Below are 18,913 nucleotides of genomic sequence, written 5' to 3'. Positions count from 1 at the left end.
ACATTTGTTACATGATCGAAGTGACTCGCACCGCCAAGGCGGCACCCGAGCGCGTCTGGGCGCTGCTCAGCGACATCGAGAAGTGGCCCGCCCTGCTGCCGACGTTCAACCAGATCACCCGCCTGGACGGCACCGGCCCGATCGGCATCGGGACGAAGTTCGACGTGCGGCAGCCCGGTCTGCCCAAGGCCGTCTACCAGATCACCGACTGGGAGCCCGGCAAGCTGTTCACCTGGCAGTCCCAGGCCCCCGGCGTGGTGACGACGGCCTCCCACCGGGTCGAACCCACTGCGGACGGGACGCGGATCGTGCTCACCCTGGACTGGACCGGCCCGTTGGCCCGGATCTCCACCCTGTTGCTGGGCCGCAAGGCGCGACGGTATGTCTCATCGGAGGCAGAGCACATCGCACAGGCGGCCGAGGATGGCGAAGGAACGGACTGAACACCCCCGGGACGTACTGCTGACCAAGATCGTCGAGTGGTTCATGCAGCACGGCGTGCTGGACACCAGCATGCGCACGCTCGCCGCAGGTGTCGGCACCAGCAATCGCATGCTCCACTACCACTTCGGCTCCCGCGACCAGCTGCTGTCCGCGGTGATCGAACGGGTGTGCGCGGCGGAGCGGGAGACGCTGCACCGGTTCATCGCGGAAGCTTCCGACCCGTTCGACGCCGGCGCCCGCTATTGGCGGCACGTCGCCGACACGTCGGCGGTGTTCGCGCCGTTGTTCTTCGAGTTGTCGTCGCACGCGATGTATCGCAAGCCGTACGCGGAGAGTTTGCGGACGGTGCTGACGGACGCCTGGCTGACCGGCTTCACGCAGGCTTTCCAGCGGGTGACCAGCCCGGATCGGGCCGCTCGGCTGGCCAGGCTGTCGCTCGCGGTCGGGCGCGGCGTGCTGTTCGAGATGGCTCTGACCGGGGACCGTGCGGCCGCGGACGCGGCCGTCGAGGAATTCACCACGATGGTGCGGCGCGAAGTGCAGCGAGACGGCTGACGCCCGGGGACGGCGTGCTCCTCAACCCTGCCCGCGCACTACCCCACGCACTACCCCACACAGCCACGAGGTGCCTATGAGCCCCGAGCAGCCGTGGCTAGTGTGCCTGCGGCCGGGCAGAGCCGAGAACGAACTCGGCCTGCCCGAGGGCACGCTGACCGAACAGGACACCATCGTGGCTTCCATCGAGCCGGAGCACGTGGAGAACCCGCCCATCCCGGCGACAGCGAGCCAGGGCAACGAGTACCAGCGCCGCGGGGTTGCCGGAAGCGACCGTCGAACTGCCCAAGGGCACCCCGTTCACAGATCGACATTGGGAAGTGAGTTCATGACTTGCTCGTTCGGAGAGCACGTGGTCTCCGGGCCGCCACCCAGCGACGACACCACGGCGGCCACGGCTGGTGAGCCATCCACGAAGGCGGCCGCTAGGTGCTGAAGTGGCTCAGCGGGGAGCCGGTCGACAAGGAGCTGTCCGCCGAGATCAGCAAGGAGGAGTCCGAGCGGCTGCGGGCCGACCCGGCTGCGTTCGAAGAATCCGGCGCGCCCACGATCCGTATCGCTGACCGACGGCGGCTCAGCGACAGACCCGCCGCGAACCGGTCCGTGCGGCGGCGCCGGCTGGTGCGAGGACCAGCCGGCGCCCTGAGAGACGTACCTGCCTTGACGTATGCCGCCCGATCGGCATCGCGCGGCGGGACGGCCACCGCTGATCAGTAGGCGTCGACCTGGAAGTCGGTCACGTCGAACCGCTGCTGGCCCGCAGTGTCGACGATCTCGACGCCGTAGCCGATCTGGCCGAGAGTGGAGCCGTCCTTGAGCATGCCGGACGAGACCAGGTGGTCGGTGAACTGCTTGATGTCCAGTTCGCCCGAGGTCATCGGCTCCGTCGCCACGAACGACACGATCTCGTCGTCGTCGGTCGCCCACAGCTCCCACTCGGTGTCACCGACGGTGACCGTGTCACGCAGGTCACCGGCCGGGCGCTGATCCTGGTACTGGGTCCAGATCATCAGCTCGGTTGTCCCCGGGCCGTTGCCCACACCGTTGATCCACACGTCGTAGGCGAAGTTCCACGCACCCACGTCCGGGGCCTCGTGAGCGAAGCGGGTGGGAATGCGCTCGAACGAGTCGAGGCTCGGCTCCGCGCCACTGTTCCAGTCGTGCCAGTCCTTGTGGACGTTCGGGTAGCTCAGCACGGCCCCGTCGCCGGCGTCGGTCGCAGCGGCCTCCACATACCAGGAACTGAACGAGCAGACGGCCATGTTGTGCGACACGGTCCCGTTGTCGTTCCACACGTTCGGGCCACCGTAATAGTCCTTGCCGTCGCCCTCCCCGTTGCCGTCGATGGGCCCGCCGCCGTCGTCCGTGGACCAGGTCTGCACCGGGTCGGCGCACTTCTGCGCGGCCACGGTGGTGGCGGCGTCCTCGGGCGCTTCGGTCGCGACCGCCACGCCCGTCGCGATGGCGATCAGGGCCAGCGCGGACGCCGCGGCGAAGGTCTTGCGCATGGTGGTGCCTCACTCCTACGGGTCGGCGTTATCAATTCGAGACCGGAAAGCTACGGAAGCCGTTATGCATGGTCAACGGCGAGCGCCCGGGTTAGGCCGAATGGCGACCCGGGCGCTGGACCGGAGTTGGCAGCCGCGTTGGGCGAGACGGCGGCAGGTCGTCGTGCCGCTTGGGGAGCCGGTTGCGTGGCTCACGGTCGCGGTGGAGCAAGGTGCGTGGCGCGGAGGCCGGGCGCGATCGCCCATCACCGGAAGAAGAACGAGGCCACGCACCACGTCGCACCCTCGTCCTCGGTCATCACATGGATCGACCCGCTCGCCCGGGGGTTGTCCGCCCGCGAACCGGTGATCTCGGTGCTCGCGCCCAGGCCGGTCGCGGTCGTCGCACCGAGTTCGATGCGCGGCTGCCGGTCCATGATGATCTCGACCAGCGGCTGTACCGCGGTCTTCTCGCAGGTCAGCGCCAGGGCACCTGGCTTGTCGCCGTTGTTGACCTGCTCGGCGAAGTCCTCGGTCAACTTCCGTGCCTCCCGCTCGACCTCCTCGCTGTCGGGCATCCCGGGCAGCGTCGGCAAGCCGGGCACGTCCGGCTGGGTGGTGGGGGCCTTCTCGGTCCGGTGCAGTTCGACGCCGCTCCAGCACCAGCCGTCACCCTGCTTGGTCAGCTTGAGGGTGAGGGAGCGTCGGATGGTCACCCAGATCATGGACATGTCGGCCTCGGCCTCGGCGTCACCGACCAGGCGAACCTCACCGGTCAGCTCGACCGACTCGACGTCCGTCGCGTCCGAGATGATGGACGTCAACACGGCGTCCTCCCCCGGACACCGCAGCTTTTCCAGCTTGCCGCGGTCGCGGGCGTGATATCCGGCGACGATCTGTTCGGCGAGCTCCTTCGCCGCCGCCTTCGGGTCCTCGGGTTTCGTCGGGGCGACGGAGCCACTGGCCGCTTCCTCGTCGCCGGAAAGAAGGAAGCCGGGGGCGACGAATCCGGTGATGCCGAGCGTGCCCAGGACGACCGCCACCACGGCGATGATGCCGACCATCACAGCGGTGCCGGATTTCTTCTTCGGGGGCTGCGGTGGACAGCCGCCGACTGGGAAACCGCCCGTCGGCGGGTAATGCTGCCGCCCGTAGGGGCCGCTGTGGTGCTGCGATACGTCAGGGCGGTCCGGGTGGTGCGGAGTCGTCATGGCTGCTCCCCGTCGGTCCTCGCGTGTCGTTGCCTCGCCGGACCGAGCGGGTGCTGCTCTGTCCGGCTTCGACTGCAACGACCGCTGACGGGGACATCAGGTTGGGGCCGTCCTCCGCGTAGACGACTCCGCGTTCACTCTCCCCCGGTTGCCGCGGCCAAGGCGACGGCAATGCCCGCCGGGCCTCGGACGTAGCACAGCTGGTGGTTTCCGTACCGCACGACGTCGCCGATGAGCTCGGCGCCATGCGGCCGCAGCCGGTCGAGGGCGACGTCGATGTCGTCGACGGCGAACATGACCCGGTGACCGCCCAGCACGTTCACCGGCGTCGAGCCGCCGTCGACAGCGGGCGGCGAGAGATATTCGGTCAACTCGATCCGGCCGTGACCGTCCGGGGTCCGCATCATCGCGATGGCCGACCGCACACCGTCCAGCCCGACGACGCGATCGACGACGTTGCCTTCCACCGTCGCCTCGCCCTCCAGCTCCAGGCCCAGAGCGCCGAAGAACGCCTTCGCCATCTCGAGGTCGTCGACCACCACGGCGACGTTGTCCATACGCACGCTCGCGGTCACCGGGCCGCCTCCGAGGCCTTCTGCCGCATGAGTTCCTCGATCGCGGTCGGCAACGTCGTCTCGAAGTCGATCAGCTTCGCCCAGGTCGGCTTCACCACGATCCGCACCATGCCGTCGTAGAGCGCTTCGACGTTCCGTTCCCACTCGGCCCGCTGCTCCGGTGTCATCCGGTACGTGCCGTTCATCTGCAGGTACTCCTCCGGGATGCCCTCGACCTCGTCGAGTTCGGCATCGCCGCGCAGCAGCAGGACCTTGGGTGGATGGGATTCGGTGTCGATGGTCAATGCGACCGCGGGATTGCGGCGCAGCGCGGCGAGTTTCCGCGCGTTCGTCGCGGTGCACATGACGATTTCCGTGCCGTTCCAGTGGATGCCGATCGGGATGGCACGCGGCGTTCCGTCCAGGGCGACGAACGCCAGCCTGGCCAGGTCGCGGGCCAGCAGCTCCTGGCTGTACGGGCGGGCAAGGACTTGGTCGACCGCTTGCTGATCCATGAGTACCCCTCGGGTTTGGCGGTGTGTCCGCCCAGCCTCTCGCGTCGGACCTCATCCGTCCATCGCGGAACACCCGCCCGCAGGCCCCGGCAGCCTCCGCCGGCACAGCAAGCGCACAACACGCGACACGGGGTCCGGCATGCCGTGGCAAAAGCGAAACGGCCCAAGGGATGCTCACCCGCCGGCCGTTTCGCAACCGGTCAGCGCCTGCAGCCCTGGCCGTAAGACGACACCGGGTCGGACGGTCTCTCTACGTCGCCATCGCACGATCGATTCCCAGGCATCCTCGAGACTTCCCCTGTTCCGCTCAGCGCACATGTCGCGGTCGCGTGGTCCCCGCCGCCGTTGGGTGTGAGGCGTGACCTGCGCCCTCGGAGCAATCAATCCCGTGCAATCCCTCGAAAGCAATCAACCCCGTGCAATGGAGCGTTCGGGCGCGGCTCGCACCCCAGGGGCATCGAGTGCGGCGGTCAGACAAGGTCTGCTATCAGCCTCGCTTAGGTTGCGGGTCGAACCTGGTCAGCTCCCGCACGATGTTCTCGTCGGTGTCCAGCCACAGCCATTGAGTGAACGGGGTGCAGCTCATGCCGAAACGATCCATGCCGGGTTCGCCGTTGTCGTGCCACCAGTCGTAGGCGGCTTCGACTTCGTCCCAGAGTCGGCGCGGGCCGAGCTGACGTACCGTCCATGGCTTGCTACTGGTGAGGTCGGCGTGGACGCGGGCGAAGGACTTCGTGGCTCCGTCGTCGAGTTCGACGACGTGCCGGCGTTCGCCTTCGGCGTCCCAGTCGATCCAGGCGTACATCGATTGCAGGCGTGCGCCGAGCGCGAAGCCGCCGCGGCGTGGGTTGAAGATGCGGTCGAAATCGCCGCCATGGCTTTGTGACTTGCTCACGTCGGCGTCGGCGATCTCGGCTTCGCTGGGCTGCCAGCTGAAGAGCGTGGCGCGCTGGCTGCGGATACGCATGAACGCGATGTCGCCGGAGAAGCGGCCGTCGGCGACTGCCCGGGTGGGGTCGACGCGCAGGGTGAGCAGGACTCCGTTGAGCCAGTCGGTGCCCCACGGGGTGACCAGGACGCCCCCGGCCTTGGTTTGCTCGAACCAGGCTGGCGGCACCACTTCCCGCACGGCCGCGGTGGAGATGACCCGGTCGTAGGGGCTGCGTTCGGCGAAGCCCTGGAGACCGTCACCGGTGACGACGGTGACGTCGTGCCCGGTGCGCTCGAGGTTCTGACGCGCCTGCTCAGCGATCGCGGGATCGACTTCGACACTGACCACGGACGCCGCTCGCCGGGACAGCAGCGCAGCGTTCCAGCCGGTGCCGGTGCCGATCTCGAGCACATGGTGGTCGGGTTGGAGGTCGAGGGCGTCGAGCATCTCGGCCACGACGGACGGCATCGAGCAGGAACTCGACGCGAACCGGGGCTCGCCACCTTCGCCGTTGTTGACCTGTGTGATCACGAAGGAGTTGTCTGCGACGAGCTTTTCCCACTCCGCCGGATTGGTGCGACGCGAGATCGGGCGCAGCTGCGCATCCCAGATGTCGTCGGGGATGAAGTCGGCGCGTGGGACCTCGGCCAGAAGGTGTTGCCAGTCGGTCACCGGCCGCCTCGATCGTCCTTGTCGTGCCGACCGCCGCCGGCTTCTTCCACCGGTTTGGTCTTGTCCGGGTCGTAGGTGCCCTGACCGTCGGCTTCGATCTTGTCTTTGCCGTGTTTCCCCATGGTCCCTCCCCTACCGAAACGGATCTTATCTACGTGTAACGGAGTGAGCACTCTGTGTGCACCCATAAATGGGGTGCGTGCTGCTCACAGCAGCGTGCGGATGAGGTCGTGCAGTGGGTCGATCAGGTCGGGAAACTCTTGCTTCGCGGGTTGCAGCAGCTTGGCCGCCACGTGCAGCAGCGTCAACCGGCCGGTGTCGCTGGCCAGCTGGTCCTCGAAGACCTCATAGACCTTGTAGGCGACCTCGGGCATCAGCAGCGACAGGCAGTACAGCTTGGCGGCGTCCGCGCCGGCGGGGCCGCGGCCCCACAGTTCCCAGTCCAGAATGGCCAGCGGCTGGTAGAGGTTGGCCCAGTGCAAGTCACCGTGCACGGTCTCCTGCTGCGGGATGACCAGGTCGAAGCCGAGCACTTTGCGGATGCGGGCATCCGCGGCTGGGTTCTTCTTGACGCGGTCGGTCGGTGTGGCGCGCAGCGTGTCGAGCGCGCTCCGCAAGTCGCGCCACCACTGGTCGGGCAGATCCACCGGGTGTCGCAGCACCCGGCTGGAGGAGATCGGCTGGCCGTCGATGACGGTCATGGCGTCGGCGCGTACGCAGAACTGCAGGCCGTTGAACTCATCGGTGTAGTCGGTCGAGGCCAGCACGTACGGTTTGGGTACGCCCCGCACCGCATTGGATTCGGCGATCCCGGTCCATACGAGCGGAAACGCGCGCACGTCGCTGGCCAGCTCCGCCCCGACGCGCAGCCAGCGCGGCTCCCCGCCGCTGGTGCGGCACAGACCGCTGACCGAGCGCAGCCCGACGCCGAACTGAGGCTCGCCGATTACCGTCAACCCGAGCCGCTTGGCGGCGCGGTCGCGGTGGCCGAGCAGCCAGCGGCGAAATGTCGCCTCCAGCCGCTCGGCCGACTCGCTGTTGGTCACGCCCTCCGCACCGCCTCGTTCTCCGGGTAGCAGTTGGTGCCGCCACCACCGGGTCGACATCCCGCACCGAAGGCTTCGTTCTCCGGGTAGCAATTCTCGCCGCTGCCACCCGGTCGGCACCCGGTTCGCTGGCGCTCGGGCATGCCGAGCGCGATCAGACGCTGGCGGGCATGGGGCAACAGCTCGGCGATCTCGGTGATGCTGTGCGTCGTCACGGTGCCCAACTCCAGATCGCGGGCCATCACACACGGGGTCACGGAGCCATCCGGCATGACCGCGAGCTTGCCATCGCCACATCCACCACACAGCTCGCCCGCGTCGCAACCACCCAGCGGGGTATGCCGCGGCGCGATCCCAGCCGCGCGCCCCAGGGCGCGTACGTTGTCGAACCCGATCGCCTGCTCTGGTACACCAAGGGCGAGGAGATCAGCGCGTGCACCCTCGATGTCCTGCTCGTCGAGCACCTTGATGATGCCCACCCGGATTGGGATCTGGTACTGCACCGCGCGTGCGATGTTGCGACGGGTCTGCTCGTACGAGGCGGGGCGCTGGGTGATCATGGTGTGCTCGTCCGGGTTGCCGCTGTAGTACGACGTCGCCAGCGACACCCCTGGCCGTCGGAACACTTCCCACAGCTCGTCAGTCACATGCCCGAGGTTGCTGAACACCTCCACCCGCAGCCCCAGCGTGAGCGCGTACTCGACCAGCGCGGGCAGCGCCGGGTGCAGCGTTGGTTCGCCGCCGATGAACTGCACCAGGCGCACACCGGTAGCGGCGACCTGGTCCAGGACCCGTTTCCAGTCGTCGGCGGTCATCGAGCCATGGGAGCCCTGTGGCCCGCTGCGGGCGAAACAGTGCGTGCAGTGGAACTGGCACTTGCCGGTGATCTCCAACCACACAAATTCCAGCGGCGCGGCCACCCGGCTACTCGGGGCATCGATCGTTGCGGCGGTCATCAACCCTTCCTCTCCTCAGTTGCTGTGTTCGACGCGGGAAAACGGGGGGAATTGGAACTGCGCGGGCGCACCGGACAGGGGGTGTTTCGGCGCGTGCTCGCTGCCGTGGGGCGACAGCTTCAGCAGCGCGGTGATCGCCGCAGCGACCGGACCGAAGTAGAACCACACCGGGTCCGCCACCACCTCACCGTGGTCGTCGATCAAGTAGCGGCCGGCGAACGCGGTGTCGACGTCGAACACCACATAGGTGTCGATAACGCCGTCACCGCGGCGCTTGCCCATCACCCGCCCCGGCACACTGTCTCCGGAGGATTTGAACCCGGCTGCGGTGATGCGCCGCAGAGCGTCGATGGCTGCGCGCTCTTCCTCGGATTCGCCGATCAGCCCGGTCATGCCACGTCCCGCAATCTCGACGACATCCCGCCCATGCCGGGCGCGATCTTCCGTTGCGCCTGCTCGACGGTGAGCGGGTGGGCGATCAACCGGGAGTACTCCTCGCTGTGCCGACCCACGTCCAAGATGGGGCGAACCGGCGGGCGGGGTGTGCCCTCGAGCCTGGCCTGATGGCGATACCAGCGCACCAGAAACGGCACATACGCCATTCCGGCGATCAGCAAGAACACCAGCGTGAAGGTCATCGTTGACTCACCTCAGTGGCCGAATACCCCGGCTGACGAGTCGTGATCGGCGCAGCCAGCAGGGCAAGATCGTTCATCCGGGAACCGCCGCTGCTGCGATCAACCACGACGTGCCGTGGGGTCGCGGCGACGGCTGGTGTGGAGGGCGGCACTCCCCGCAGGGGGCGGGGATTCACCTGCGGGGGTGCCGCGGTTGCGCTCACCCGATCCGTCGAATCAGGTGCGCAGGTGAAACACGGTCGGCTAGCCAGCTGCAGGGTCGGGGCTTGCATGCTGTGTCCCTCCGTGTTTCAGTGATCGCAGTCTGTTTGTGAACAACGGCTGCTAGAGTTCGCTCCGACAGCCTGTATCAGCAATTGAAACGGGTCGCAGTTCACCCAGACGGAGGATTGAATGGCGAAGTCGAAGGTGAAGGCCAAGCGCCTGGGGGCGGCACTACGTCAGAGTCGTGAATCAGCCGGTCTGAGCCTGCGGGATGCCGCCAAAGGGGTGGGCTGGGACTTCAATCGTCTGCACCGGATCGAGAAGGGCCAGGGTCCGTACAACCCCGAAGAGATTTCGGGTCTGCTCGGCCTGTACCGCGTCACCGGTGACCGGCGCGACCGCATTCTCGCCACCGTGCGCTCGCTCGACGAACCCGGCTGGTGGGAGCTCGCGGGTGTCACGAAGACGATGGGAGCCCTTGCGGACTACGAGAACGACGCCCAGAAGATCACCGAGTGGGCACCGTTGCTGATCCCTGGCCTGCTACAGACCATGGACTACGCGCGCTCCGCGATCGGGTTCGATCCGAACCTCGATACGGCAGACATAGAAGCCCGGCTGACTGTGCGAGTGCGTCGCCAGCAGATCTTGAAAGGCGATGTGGAATATCGGGTTTTCCTTGGGCTGACCGCGCTCAAAGCAACGGTCGGCAGTAGGGAGATACTGGCTCGCCAACTCGCGGCGCTCCTCAACATCGGGCAACAGGACAACATCACCCTGCGGGTCGTGCTCCCCGAAGCAGATGCGCGAGGCGCATTGCTCGGCCCCTTCAGCGTGCTGGAGTTCGACGAGTGGCAACCAGTCGTGGATGTCGAGAACTTGCGCGGCACCGTGTTTCTCGACACCGAAGAACATACGGGCATCTATCTCGGGGTGCTGTCCCAGCTGAATGCTGTCGCACTCGGTGAGACAGAATCGATGCGTTTGATCGAGCGGCTCAAGGAAGAAGTGGAAGGATCAGCAGATGAGCAGCGAGTGGCGCAAGTCTAGCTTCAGCGGCCCGGACTCCGACTGCGTCGAGCTGCGCAAGGCCGAGGACGGTCACATCCTCATGCGCGACTCGAAGGACCCCGACGGACCTCGCCTGGCCTTCACCAAGGCCGAGATCGCGGCCTTCGTGCAGGGGGTCAAGGCGGGCGAGTTCGACGACCTGACCTGAACGGTCGACACAGTGACCTGGGCCCCTCTCCCTGCGCGCGGGGAGAGGGGCCTCATGTCTAGGGCTACGCCTGATCCAACTCAGGCTACTGCCTGATCAGGTAGTGGTCTGGCGGCCTCGTGACCTGCGCAGGCCGATTCACCGCCCCAAGGACCGTCGCTTCGCTCAGCGCACGTTTTCAGGCAGAACACAGCGGCCCCCTGTGACAACGGACATCGCGCCCTCGTCCCGGAATGATTCCTCGTAGCGGGCGGCCACGTCGCCCAGCAACAAGCCCTCCTCGAGCCACTCGCACGCGAGCTTGCCGAACTCGATGGTCGTTTCGTTGACCCACTCTTCGATCTCCGCCGCGCTCACGCAGCAGCTGCAGGAACAGCTCGTCGGGCGGCAGCCCCGACTCCCCCGGCGACTTGACGTCGGTGAAAGTGCTGCGGCGCGGGCCCCGGCAGCCAGTCGGCTGGCGGTGTGGTGACCACGTGGTTGCGTCGGGCCCACGCCCGCGGTACGGCCGACCGGACATACCCGGAGACGTGGCGCAGGTCACTCCGCGCGCTGCGTCCGGAGCCGGAGACGCCGCTCGTCCCACCCTTATGGAGACTTGCTGCCTCGAGGTTCAAGGTGTGACAGGAACGTTACGAGACATGATCATCACAGGTCCTGCCCCGCCCGACCAATCCAATGGGGCACGTCGGGGCACGCATGCGAAAGGCCCGGCAAAACCGGGCCTGACTTGCGGAAACGCTGGTGCGCGATACTGGGATCGAACCAGTGACCTCTACCGTGTCAAGGTAGCGCTCTCCCGCTGAGCTAATCGCGCGAGGTGGAGACGGGACTCGAACCCGTGTAGACGGCTTTGCAGGCCGCTGCCTATCCTCTCGGCCACTCCACCGCGTCGGCCTGAGCAAAAGCCATCGCCGAGCGGATGACGGGACTCGAACCCGCGACCCTCACCTTGGCAAGGTGATGCGCTACCAACTGCGCTACATCCGCATTGTGCCACCTCGGGTGCTCCGTGGTGGTTGTGTCCAACACTTTAGCCGACGCCGTGGAGGCCGCACGCACCGGGGTCGGGGAAATGACCTTCAGGCCAGGTCGTGGGGGATGAGGTGGGTCAGCGCGTCGTCCACGTCGACCCACAGGTGCTCGTTGCCCGGGAGCACCACGTCGTAGGTGCGGTCGAGGAAGTCCGCCAGCTCCTGCGCGGAGGCTTCGAACATGGCGTGCCCGGACGGCGAGTTCAGCTCGATGAACACCGACTCCGGGTCCTCGACGGAGGGACGGATCCGGACGTCGCCCTCGCCGGAGTCGGCCAGCAGGCCGTCGGCGAGCAGGTCACGCGCAAAGACCCATTCCACCCAGCCGGCCTTCCCGGTGCGGAACGCCGCCACGACCGCGTACGGGTCACGCGTGTCGTAGCGCAGCTCCACCTTGACCGGAACAGCTGGCGCCCGCGGAGCGAGCAGGTCGAACACCGCGGTCGAGCGGAGCGTCACGTGGTCGTTGCGCATCGTCTCTACCCTTCGTCCCCTTCCCGGTCGTGCTAACGACCTGCGTACACAGCTATGACGCGACCTATTCCTGGTTGGCCCACTTCGGCCGCAGGTATCACCCGTATGGTCGGCTTTGCCTCACCCGTCCGGGCAGAGGTGCTGCGGCAGCGTCCGCTCCATAGTGCTCGGGAAGATGCACATGCAAAAGAGATGTCGCGCGAATGCCGCAAGACGAAGGTCACACATTTGTTATCGACAACCCCGCTGACCTGGCCCGTGTGCGCACGGTGTCGTGATCGAAGCTCCTCGTGATCGGCAAAGGGGGACCCTTCGTGCAGTCCCCGAACGGCGTCGGGTAAAGTTCTCCATGCAGTCGGCACCGACGAGTCCGACGGCGACACAAGCGCGATTAGCTCAGCGGGAGAGCGCTTCGTTCACACCGAAGAGGTCGCTGGTTCGATCCCAGCATCGCGCACCACCCAACGAAGCCCCCTGGCCAGCAGGGTCAGGGGGCTTCGTTCGTGACCAGCGAGCGCATCACCCGGCCACTCAGCGACCACGAACGGAGTACCTTCCTGCTGGCCAACTGATTCGCCGGTTCAGCTCCCGGAAACACAGCAACCACCACCGTGGCCGCCGCTCCCTGCGCCACCGGTCAGCAGATCCTGGGTGACGTCGACCCGGGTGCCGGTCCCCGCCGTTCCCTGCGCCACCGGTCAGTAGCGTCCCGGCCGGCACAGCACCGTGCTTTCCCTCGGTGTCAGGTCGACCCGCACCAAGTGCCGGGCCGCCGGTTTCACCAGCACCGCAAGTTCCTCGGCTCCGACATGCTGCAGCCGGCTGACCGTTTCCTGAACCATGCCCAGTGCACCCGCCACGACCGACGCCTCGCTGGGTTGCAGGCGTTGCATCACGATGATGTCGGCGTGGTGGAGGAGCTGCGCTCGTTCCGGAGTCAACACGTCGATCACCGACACCCGCGTCTGCCATGACGAGGGCCGTGCGTACTCCCAGCTCCGGGCGTGGTTGACGTCGTGCACCAAGAGCACCGGTCGCTCCGCGGTGCCAGGCACGTCAGGGCGTGCTGCCGGAGGAACGACCACCACTCGATCGATGCGGCCAGTGACATGTTCGGCCAGGTCATGCCAGCCCGCAGGCTGGTCGGTGAACACTACGACGCGTGCTCCGAACGCCAACGCCCGCATCGCGACGTATCGCGCCGCCCACCAGCCCCCGATCAACGCCACCGATGTCGGAGTGGGCACGAGTACCGGTAGCGGAACCGCTACTCCCCTTTCGTCCTTGCCCAGCGTGAGGCCGTAGGTCGTCGCGGTGAGCTGAAGGTGGCCGAGCTCTTCGCGCGAGGCGAGGTGATGCCCCACCGACAGTGGCGGCAGCCCGGTACAGCGCGCGGCGGCAACCGGCACGACGGGGGGTTGGGCAGGTTGATGGGGTTGCCCGCTCGGCCGCGGTGGCACCGCAGGCGCCGCGGCGGCTTGTCGCTGTGCGCCCGCCCGCCGCAGGCCACCCGGCTGAGCGGCTGCTTGTGCCGCAGCCCGGGCACCGTGCGCCGCGCGGGCCGGGCCCGTCGGTCCAGCAGCCGGTCGGTGAGCCACCTGTGGCCGGCCCGCACCGGTCGGCATCGGTCCGAGGCGCCCAGGATGCGCCGATGGCAGGGCGCCGCGCGGAGCGACCGTGGTGGTCGGAGCCGGTCCCCGGCGGGTGCCCCCGGCCCGTCCGGGTGGTGCGGCGCCCAGCGGGTGGCCCGCCTGGGTGGGTGGTGCGGCGCCCAGCGGGTGGCCTGCCTGGGTGGGCGCGGTACCGGGTGGCTGCACCGTGCCGTTGGCCGGCGATGGAGTCCTCGCGGCTTGCGCGTCCTTCTTGGTCACGGACGTGGCTGCGACGTTCATGCCATTCCTCCTCCCGTCGGGGCGGACGCGTACACGCCGAGCGCGTGCTCACCGTCCAGCCGGAACATCTCGGCGCCGTAGCCTCGACTGACGCGCAGGAGCTGGGTGGTGGCGTCCTCGTTCCCGGCGTGCGGGGTCGCGATGCGAACGACGCACCGGAGGTCGGCTTCCTTGCCGCGGGGAGCAACCGTGATCCCGATACTCGTCGACGGCAGGGACATGGCCCGAATCGCCGCGAACAGCTCCCCTGCTCGCCGTGGATCCGGCCAGGACCGCACCCAGAAGCACGTGTGCGCCAGTCGACGCGAACGCCACTCCCGCCACCGCTCCTCGGCAGCGGGCTGACCACCCGGCGCCAAATCACACGAATGAGCCAGCGCCGCCAGCAGGCGATCAGCGTCCAGCGTCCGCGCCGCAACACCGCGCCGAGCGAGCGCCCGGCCGACGCGGCGAACCATCTCGGCCATCACCGCCGGGACGTTCACGGTGTACTCGGGCGTGCCGACGAACGATTCGGCCAGCTGCCGCGCGTCCACGCGAACCGCGACCCATGCCACCGGCACACCGCCCGTGGTTTGGGTGACGACCTGGAACTGAACTCCCGCCACCTCGGCGTCGTCGGCGATTGCCATGAGCCTGGTGATCGGCACCGGCGCAGTCGTCGCGTTGTCGCCGTGCGGCTTGCGCAGCTCCAGCACCGCAAACCAACCTGTCCCGTCGTCGGCTACGCCGAGTGGACCGTCCGGGCCTGCGACGTTCTGGACGGTCAGCGTCGGTGACAGATACCGCAGGGCCGCCAGCCGAGGGTCCGGCGTCGGCGCACCACGGCCGGCGCGGCGGCGGTAGCGCGCCCACAACACGATCGTGTCGGTCAGCCACCGGCCGTTGTATCTGCCCAGCAGCAGGGCCAGCAGCACCGCGGCGAGCGTGCCACCGATCAGACCGGCAACGAGGCCGTTCGCTGCGGCGACGATGGCCACGGCGATCACCATGTGCACCAGCACCAGCCGGACCACGCCGATCGGGCCGATCCGGCCGGGCAACCGGCGGGGCCGCAGCCACCTCGAGCTTTGCGTCATCGTCCCCACACCCACTTCGACCGGGGCGCCCGCCGAAAAGTTGGGGAGTCTCGCCCGCCGGCTCGACGCGGCCGATCACTCGCTGCCGTGAGGTCTGCTACGCGCTGCCCAACGCCGCCGGAGGCTCGTTCCGGTACTGATCCCGGTTGTCGCGGGCGATCACCGGGCCGCCCGGCTTCTCGACCTCCCACACCGCGTCCTCGGCGGTGTCGGCAGGCGTCATCCGGCGCACGGCAGCATCGGCCCGCTCGACCCATTCGTCGTGCTGGTCCGTCCGCACCCGATCACCGTCATGCCGCTGAGTTCGAGCACTCCCCCGACGCACGACACGGTGGGTTCCCCGGCCTGCCCCTCGAGGGTCACTGTGCCCCGGTCCCGTGCCACCAGCGTCACCTTGCGCCGGTGGACCTGGACCGGCTCGGTGTAAGTGCCCGGGGCGATCGTGACGACCGTGTCGTCGTCCGCCACTTCGAGTGCTTCGGCAATGCTGGACAGCGCCCCACGTTGGCCAGGCGCGACGAGAAGCGTGCGGGCCATGCGTCCAACCCTAGCGGTCCGGCGATCGTCACGAGGACCTTTCGTGTCCCTCGGCAACCTGGCCGGCGCTTTCCTGACGGCCCGGATCGGATGCACCCGGCGGCATCCTCAGCCGGCCGTCCTTCATGTAGCTGGGCTCCATCTTCCGGCCTCCACCGAAGGCGATCCCGTAGGCGAGGCAACCGGCGATGAGGGCGATCGCCAGCAGACCGTCTTCGACCCTCGACCATGCGTCGGACCGCTCGAAGAACAGCTCACGCGGCCACAGCGGCGCCATCGCCATGGTCAGCGTGTCGCCCTCGTGCGGCGCGTCGTCACGATCACCGTGCCATTCCTTGCCGGTGCTCTCCTTCCGTTGGCCGCCGAGCTCGTAGGTGACGTCAAGGCTGGGGGGATCGTCCCCCAAGGGATCCTCCCTGTCCACGACGGTCACTTCGACCGTCGGCCCCACACCCACCATGACCGCCGCTGCGTTGCCGAGGAGGTAGGCCCCGGGCATCGCCGCCAGCGCAAGCAGGGCGAAGAGCCCGACATCGACGATGTCGGTGCTCCGCTTCCTCAGCCGGCGCCCGACGAACACGCCGAACTGCAGGAGTCCGGCCACTACGACATCGATGACGAGCACTATGACCAGCGCCAGCCAGCCACGGACGCCGAGGCTGAGTATCGCCAGCAGCAACACCCCGACCACGAGGGCGAACACCATGCGGCGCAGGTAGCTGCGCAGTCTGGGCGGCAGTGCAGGCAACGGTATGCCCACCCAGCGGCCGAGTCGCACCGCCAGCGTTCCGAACATGTACACCGCCAGCACTCCGAGCACGGCGTACACGTTGGCCGACAGCTGCGAACTCGGCAGCGAGGTGTACCGCTCGGCGAAGATCGCGGGCAGCTCGTCACCGGTGAAGATCCGGGTCGGCGCGCCGGTCAGATAGGCGAGGGATCGCCCTATCTCTGCTACCCCGAAAGCCAACGCCACCACGATCATGGGCAGCAGGCCGAGCGTGCTGAGCAGACGACACCACTGTTCGCGCGGACGCGGCCGGTATCGGAAGTAACGACCACCGTATCCAGGTCCCACATCGTCCCTGGTTGCGTGGGTGCGCCACGAATGGTCCGGGACGTCACGCACCAACTCCAGCAGATCCTTGGCGTATTCGATGACGTCGTCCAGCCGCTGCGGCGCGGCGACGTCGATGCTGATCACACCGTCGGCCAGGGCCATCGAGTGCGGCCGGTCCGACTCGGGGACCCGGTCCTTCTCACCGGGAGACAGCCGCTCGTACGGTACGACGATCAGCTTCCGGAAGGCCTTGGCAACCGCTTCGTCGGCGGCGAAAACGGCGACTTTTTGGGCTTCGTTCTTGGTCAACAACCGCGGGAACTCACCGAGACGCAGCCGCAGCCGATCCGCGGCCGCGCTGCCCGCCCGAACCACCCGGAACTCCGGCGTGTGCGGCGTCTTGACCTGGATGACACAACGCCGGCCCTCCCCGTAACCGAACGCAGCGGCTGCAAAACCGTGGATCGTGAAACCCGCACACCACTCCGGCGTCACCGGCTCCCCGGTGTCCGGCTTCGTGTAGGAGACGAACGTGGGGCCGTGCCTGCTCATGCCGGTGTTCCGCGCGTCTGCCAGCGCCTTCAGCGCGGCTTGCTCCTCCTCGTAGCGACCCTCGTCCGCAGTCCACGTCCGCGCAAGGATCGACACGACGAAGAACGCCAGGCCTCCCCCAGTGACCCACAGCCCAGCCTCGTCGAGTGTGGCGGCATCCACGAACGTTCTCCCCCCGAAACGGACGATCACTACTCGGTGCGTGTGCCATCATTCCTGACGCGGCCTGCGGGCCCGGAAGGGAGTCGCACTGGGGGGACCGAAGGTATCGGTATCGGTGTCGAGGTCGGCGAGCTCAAACAGTTCGTCAAGACGCTCGACTTCTACCAATCGGAAGCGAAGAAGTTCGAGGGCCTGGTCGAGGAGGCCAACGGGATCTCCGACGAGTCCTGGGGTGTGATCGGGCTCTTTGTCAAGGGCAAGTACACGAGCAAGCTGCAGATCCTGCGCGAGCTGGTGGACGACCTGCAAGAGGCGTTCCAGGGCCTCGGCGACAAGATCGCCGAGGCGGCGAAGGTCTACGAGAGCACCGAGCAGGACCACGTGATCATGTTCGGCCACCACGCGGCCGAGGTGGACGGCATCGGCGACGACAAGGGGCGGTGATGGCCGAGCAACGGGAAAGTTTCGCCGATCAGGCGAAGGAGAAGTTCACGTCCGACGAGATCGACGACCCGTTGTTCGACATCCAGAACGCGGCGAAGAAGATCTCGATCGCCGGCTCGGCGTACCAGACCTACGACGAGTGGGCGGACAAGGACTTCGAGATCTCCAAGGCGGAGGTCGTCAGCAAGGGTCTCGCGCTCGTCGGCGAGTGCGCGGCTGAGATCGTCAGCTTCGCCAAGGACCCCATCACTGGCTGATCAGCAACGGGCTCAGCTTCCTGCTCGAACTGTTCCAGCCGCTGCAGGACGTGCTGCACATGGTCAGCGGCGACGGTCCCGCCCTGGCCGAGGCCTCCGGCAACTTCCAGCAGATCGGCGAAGGCCTGAAGAACATGGCGCAGGCCCTGTGCGAGGACCGGGACAAGCAGCTGAAGAACTGGCCCCAGGAAGCGGGTACGGCGGCCAAGAACAAGCTCGAGGAGCTGTCCAAGGGCATCGAAGGGATCGCCGGCACCGCGCACGGCGTCGCCGACACGCTCACGATGTGGTCGATCGTCATGCAGGTCATCGAGGAGACGATCAAGGCCATCATCAGCGAGCTGGTGTTCTGGTGCATCTACGCCTGGTTGCCCGCGCTGGCCAGTTCGGTGTTCTCGTTCGGTGCCAGCGTCGCCGCCACCATGGCGAACACGGTCGGCCACGTCGCCACGGCGCTGAGCAAGGCCTTCGAATGGCTGGGGAAGCTTTTCCCGCCGCTGAAGCGGTTCGCCACGTTCCTGGACACCTGGGGTGAGCGCCTGCAAGGGTTCAAGGGTGCGCTCAACGCGTACAAGGCAGCGTGGGAGAGCCCGCTCGGCCTGAGCGGTACTGCCCGCCGCTTCCAGGAGATGAACCTCGGGCAAGCCGTGCTGCACTCGGTCAAGGAAGGCGGCTACAAAGCCGTGGAGGAAACGATCGGCCTCAATCCGGGCAGCATGGGCAGCGGTGTGGAGAAGGTCAAGGGCGTCACCGGCATGATCGACAAGATGCGGGAGCGCAAGGACAACGTCGACGACATCTTCACCGACGGCGAAGACGACAAGTACACCACCGAGGAAACCCGGCGGAACCTCGAAGTCTGAGCGCGTCGCGCGTGCCCAGCCCACGACGCTGGCCGAGGCCGCAGCACCTGGCACCGGCGTCGGAGAGCAGTCCGATGCCGCCGCGGCCGGCCCCGCCAGGGTGCTGATGCCTGCGGCGACGTGGCCG

General features: G+C 67.5%; 24 protein-coding genes and 4 tRNA genes. 8 read left to right on the top strand and 20 right to left on the bottom strand.

The features are described from left to right. Positions 1–11: 11 nt before the first annotated feature. The gene (locus tag CXP56_RS11425) at positions 12–443 is read left to right on the top strand and encodes an SRPBCC family protein (RefSeq protein WP_038044238.1); all 432 of its coding nucleotides are present in this window, start codon (positions 12–14) and stop codon (positions 441–443) included. After that, on the top strand, positions 424–999 hold the full coding sequence (locus CXP56_RS11420; protein ID WP_051309500.1) for a TetR family transcriptional regulator: 576 nt from the start codon (positions 424–426) through the stop codon (positions 997–999). Before CXP56_RS11425 ends, CXP56_RS11420 begins: the two co-directional genes overlap by 20 nt. Before the next feature lie 710 nt (positions 1,000–1,709). Here CXP56_RS11420 and CXP56_RS11415 read toward each other — a convergent pair. The 10 genes from CXP56_RS11415 to CXP56_RS11370 all read right to left on the bottom strand — a co-directional run bounded on the left by CXP56_RS11415 (position 1,710) and on the right by CXP56_RS11370 (position 9,009). Continuing rightward, on the bottom strand, positions 1,710–2,507 hold the full coding sequence (locus CXP56_RS11415) for a GH12 family glycosyl hydrolase domain-containing protein (protein WP_051309501.1): 798 nt from the start codon (positions 2,505–2,507) through the stop codon (positions 1,710–1,712). A gap of 245 nt (positions 2,508–2,752) precedes the next feature. Continuing rightward, positions 2,753–3,697 carry a hypothetical protein gene (locus CXP56_RS11410; protein WP_286901054.1) on the bottom strand — a complete coding sequence of 315 codons (945 nt, stop codon included), beginning with the start codon at positions 3,695–3,697 and terminating at the stop codon, positions 2,753–2,755. 134 nt (positions 3,698–3,831) lie between these two features. Next, the gene (locus tag CXP56_RS11405) at positions 3,832–4,254 is read right to left on the bottom strand and encodes a VOC family protein (RefSeq protein WP_028846257.1); all 423 of its coding nucleotides are present in this window, start codon (positions 4,252–4,254) and stop codon (positions 3,832–3,834) included. Between the two features lie 14 nt (positions 4,255–4,268). Beyond that, a complete protein-coding gene (locus CXP56_RS11400) occupies positions 4,269–4,766 on the bottom strand; it encodes a pyridoxamine 5'-phosphate oxidase family protein (RefSeq protein WP_028846258.1) in 498 nt (165 codons plus the stop codon). A gap of 487 nt (positions 4,767–5,253) precedes the next feature. After that, positions 5,254–6,369: an rRNA adenine N-6-methyltransferase family protein gene (locus CXP56_RS11395; protein ID WP_028846259.1), complete on the bottom strand. Its 1,116-nt coding sequence runs from the start codon at positions 6,367–6,369 to the stop codon at positions 5,254–5,256. Then, entirely contained in the window at positions 6,366–6,491 is a 126-nt protein-coding gene (locus CXP56_RS11390) for a hypothetical protein (protein ID WP_281168963.1), read from the bottom strand. The genes CXP56_RS11395 and CXP56_RS11390 overlap by 4 nt, the downstream gene beginning before the upstream one ends. A gap of 84 nt (positions 6,492–6,575) precedes the next feature. Further along, positions 6,576–7,415 carry a phosphotransferase family protein gene (locus tag CXP56_RS11385; RefSeq protein WP_286901053.1) on the bottom strand — a complete coding sequence of 280 codons (840 nt, stop codon included), beginning with the start codon at positions 7,413–7,415 and terminating at the stop codon, positions 6,576–6,578. Next, positions 7,412–8,371, bottom strand: a complete 960-nt coding sequence (locus CXP56_RS11380) for a radical SAM/SPASM domain-containing protein (RefSeq protein ID WP_286901052.1) — start codon at positions 8,369–8,371, stop codon at positions 7,412–7,414. Before CXP56_RS11380 ends, CXP56_RS11385 begins: the two co-directional genes overlap by 4 nt. Before the next feature lie 15 nt (positions 8,372–8,386). Continuing rightward, positions 8,387–8,764 (bottom strand): hypothetical protein, encoded by a 378-nt coding sequence (locus tag CXP56_RS11375; protein WP_286901051.1) that lies wholly within the window; start codon positions 8,762–8,764, stop codon positions 8,387–8,389. Beyond that, positions 8,761–9,009 (bottom strand): hypothetical protein, encoded by a 249-nt coding sequence (locus CXP56_RS11370; RefSeq protein ID WP_286901050.1) that lies wholly within the window; start codon positions 9,007–9,009, stop codon positions 8,761–8,763. The genes CXP56_RS11375 and CXP56_RS11370 overlap by 4 nt, the downstream gene beginning before the upstream one ends. A gap of 393 nt (positions 9,010–9,402) precedes the next feature. Between CXP56_RS11370 and CXP56_RS11365 the strand changes: the two genes are divergently transcribed. Beyond that, entirely contained in the window at positions 9,403–10,263 is an 861-nt protein-coding gene (locus CXP56_RS11365; RefSeq protein ID WP_286901049.1) for a helix-turn-helix domain-containing protein, read from the top strand. After that, the gene (locus tag CXP56_RS11360) at positions 10,238–10,432 is read left to right on the top strand and encodes a DUF397 domain-containing protein (protein ID WP_028846263.1); all 195 of its coding nucleotides are present in this window, start codon (positions 10,238–10,240) and stop codon (positions 10,430–10,432) included. Before CXP56_RS11365 ends, CXP56_RS11360 begins: the two co-directional genes overlap by 26 nt. A 165-nt stretch (positions 10,433–10,597) precedes the next feature. Here CXP56_RS11360 and CXP56_RS11355 read toward each other — a convergent pair whose 3' ends face one another. From CXP56_RS11355 to CXP56_RS11335, 5 genes are all read right to left on the bottom strand, one after another. Continuing rightward, positions 10,598–10,789: a hypothetical protein gene (locus tag CXP56_RS11355; RefSeq protein ID WP_286901048.1), complete on the bottom strand. Its 192-nt coding sequence runs from the start codon at positions 10,787–10,789 to the stop codon at positions 10,598–10,600. A 385-nt stretch (positions 10,790–11,174) separates the two neighbouring features. Then, positions 11,175–11,249: transfer RNA gene (locus CXP56_RS11350), tRNA-Val, on the bottom strand. A 1-nt stretch (position 11,250) separates the two neighbouring features. After that, positions 11,251–11,321 (bottom strand) — tRNA-Cys (locus tag CXP56_RS11345). Between the two features lie 28 nt (positions 11,322–11,349). Continuing rightward, a tRNA-Gly gene (locus CXP56_RS11340) sits at positions 11,350–11,422 on the bottom strand. A gap of 92 nt (positions 11,423–11,514) precedes the next feature. Then, positions 11,515–11,940, bottom strand: a complete 426-nt coding sequence (locus tag CXP56_RS11335; protein ID WP_028846265.1) for an SsgA family sporulation/cell division regulator — start codon at positions 11,938–11,940, stop codon at positions 11,515–11,517. Positions 11,941–12,325: 385 nt separating this feature from the next. Here CXP56_RS11335 and CXP56_RS11330 point away from each other — a divergent pair. Then, a tRNA-Val gene (locus CXP56_RS11330) sits at positions 12,326–12,400 on the top strand. A gap of 238 nt (positions 12,401–12,638) precedes the next feature. Here CXP56_RS11330 and CXP56_RS11325 read toward each other — a convergent pair. From CXP56_RS11325 to CXP56_RS11305, 5 genes are all read right to left on the bottom strand, one after another. Beyond that, entirely contained in the window at positions 12,639–12,899 is a 261-nt protein-coding gene (locus CXP56_RS11325) for a hypothetical protein (RefSeq protein ID WP_156899060.1), read from the bottom strand. Positions 12,900–13,828: 929 nt separating this feature from the next. After that, positions 13,829–14,911 (bottom strand): type VII secretion protein EccE, encoded by a 1,083-nt coding sequence (locus tag CXP56_RS11320; protein WP_084608791.1) that lies wholly within the window; start codon positions 14,909–14,911, stop codon positions 13,829–13,831. Between the two features lie 97 nt (positions 14,912–15,008). Beyond that, positions 15,009–15,134, bottom strand: coding sequence for a hypothetical protein (locus tag CXP56_RS11315; protein WP_281168964.1), 126 nt, complete (start codon positions 15,132–15,134; stop codon positions 15,009–15,011). After that, entirely contained in the window at positions 15,131–15,448 is a 318-nt protein-coding gene (locus CXP56_RS11310) for a right-handed parallel beta-helix repeat-containing protein (RefSeq protein WP_286901045.1), read from the bottom strand. Before CXP56_RS11310 ends, CXP56_RS11315 begins: the two co-directional genes overlap by 4 nt. Positions 15,449–15,476: 28 nt before the next feature. Further along, positions 15,477–17,222 carry a hypothetical protein gene (locus CXP56_RS11305; protein ID WP_156899061.1) on the bottom strand — a complete coding sequence of 582 codons (1,746 nt, stop codon included), beginning with the start codon at positions 17,220–17,222 and terminating at the stop codon, positions 15,477–15,479. A gap of 42 nt (positions 17,223–17,264) precedes the next feature. Between CXP56_RS11305 and CXP56_RS11300 the strand changes: the two genes are divergently transcribed. Genes CXP56_RS11300 through CXP56_RS11290 form a run of 3 tightly spaced genes read left to right on the top strand, consistent with a single transcriptional unit; the run spans position 17,265 to position 18,786 of the window. Beyond that, positions 17,265–17,666 carry a hypothetical protein gene (locus CXP56_RS11300; protein WP_286901044.1) on the top strand — a complete coding sequence of 134 codons (402 nt, stop codon included), beginning with the start codon at positions 17,265–17,267 and terminating at the stop codon, positions 17,664–17,666. After that, the gene (locus CXP56_RS11295) at positions 17,666–17,923 is read left to right on the top strand and encodes a hypothetical protein (RefSeq protein ID WP_051309506.1); all 258 of its coding nucleotides are present in this window, start codon (positions 17,666–17,668) and stop codon (positions 17,921–17,923) included. The genes CXP56_RS11300 and CXP56_RS11295 overlap by 1 nt, the downstream gene beginning before the upstream one ends. Positions 17,924–17,982: 59 nt before the next feature. Next, entirely contained in the window at positions 17,983–18,786 is an 804-nt protein-coding gene (locus tag CXP56_RS11290; protein ID WP_156899062.1) for a hypothetical protein, read from the top strand. Positions 18,787–18,913: the final 127 nt, after the last annotated feature.

Source organism: Thermocrispum sp. (assembly GCF_002919275.1).
In the GTDB taxonomy this organism is placed as follows: Bacteria; Actinomycetota; Actinomycetes; order Mycobacteriales; family Pseudonocardiaceae; genus Thermocrispum; species Thermocrispum agreste.
The sequence above is the reverse complement of the archived record's forward strand: the minus strand, read 5'-3'. Positions and strand labels throughout refer to the sequence as shown.

Coding starts and splice junctions, on each gene's coding strand:
- CXP56_RS11425 (WP_038044238.1), top strand. CDS start 12: ATGATCGAAGTGACTCGCACCGCCAAGGCGGCACCCGAGCGCGTCTGG.
- CXP56_RS11420 (WP_051309500.1), top strand. CDS start 424: ATGGCGAAGGAACGGACTGAACACCCCCGGGACGTACTGCTGACCAAG.
- CXP56_RS11415 (WP_051309501.1), bottom strand. CDS start 2,507: ATGCGCAAGACCTTCGCCGCGGCGTCCGCGCTGGCCCTGATCGCCATC.
- CXP56_RS11410 (WP_286901054.1), bottom strand. CDS start 3,697: ATGACGACTCCGCACCACCCGGACCGCCCTGACGTATCGCAGCACCAC.
- CXP56_RS11405 (WP_028846257.1), bottom strand. CDS start 4,254: ATGGACAACGTCGCCGTGGTGGTCGACGACCTCGAGATGGCGAAGGCG.
- CXP56_RS11400 (WP_028846258.1), bottom strand. CDS start 4,766: ATGGATCAGCAAGCGGTCGACCAAGTCCTTGCCCGCCCGTACAGCCAG.
- CXP56_RS11390 (WP_281168963.1), bottom strand. CDS start 6,491: ATGGGGAAACACGGCAAAGACAAGATCGAAGCCGACGGTCAGGGCACC.
- CXP56_RS11380 (WP_286901052.1), bottom strand. CDS start 8,371: ATGACCGCCGCAACGATCGATGCCCCGAGTAGCCGGGTGGCCGCGCCG.
- CXP56_RS11375 (WP_286901051.1), bottom strand. CDS start 8,764: ATGACCGGGCTGATCGGCGAATCCGAGGAAGAGCGCGCAGCCATCGAC.
- CXP56_RS11370 (WP_286901050.1), bottom strand. CDS start 9,009: ATGACCTTCACGCTGGTGTTCTTGCTGATCGCCGGAATGGCGTATGTG.
- CXP56_RS11365 (WP_286901049.1), top strand. CDS start 9,403: ATGGCGAAGTCGAAGGTGAAGGCCAAGCGCCTGGGGGCGGCACTACGT.
- CXP56_RS11360 (WP_028846263.1), top strand. CDS start 10,238: ATGAGCAGCGAGTGGCGCAAGTCTAGCTTCAGCGGCCCGGACTCCGAC.
- CXP56_RS11335 (WP_028846265.1), bottom strand. CDS start 11,940: ATGCGCAACGACCACGTGACGCTCCGCTCGACCGCGGTGTTCGACCTG.
- CXP56_RS11320 (WP_084608791.1), bottom strand. CDS start 14,911: ATGACGCAAAGCTCGAGGTGGCTGCGGCCCCGCCGGTTGCCCGGCCGG.
- CXP56_RS11315 (WP_281168964.1), bottom strand. CDS start 15,134: ATGACGCCTGCCGACACCGCCGAGGACGCGGTGTGGGAGGTCGAGAAG.
- CXP56_RS11310 (WP_286901045.1), bottom strand. CDS start 15,448: ATGGCCCGCACGCTTCTCGTCGCGCCTGGCCAACGTGGGGCGCTGTCC.
- CXP56_RS11295 (WP_051309506.1), top strand. CDS start 17,666: ATGGCCGAGCAACGGGAAAGTTTCGCCGATCAGGCGAAGGAGAAGTTC.
- CXP56_RS11290 (WP_156899062.1), top strand. CDS start 17,983: ATGGTCAGCGGCGACGGTCCCGCCCTGGCCGAGGCCTCCGGCAACTTC.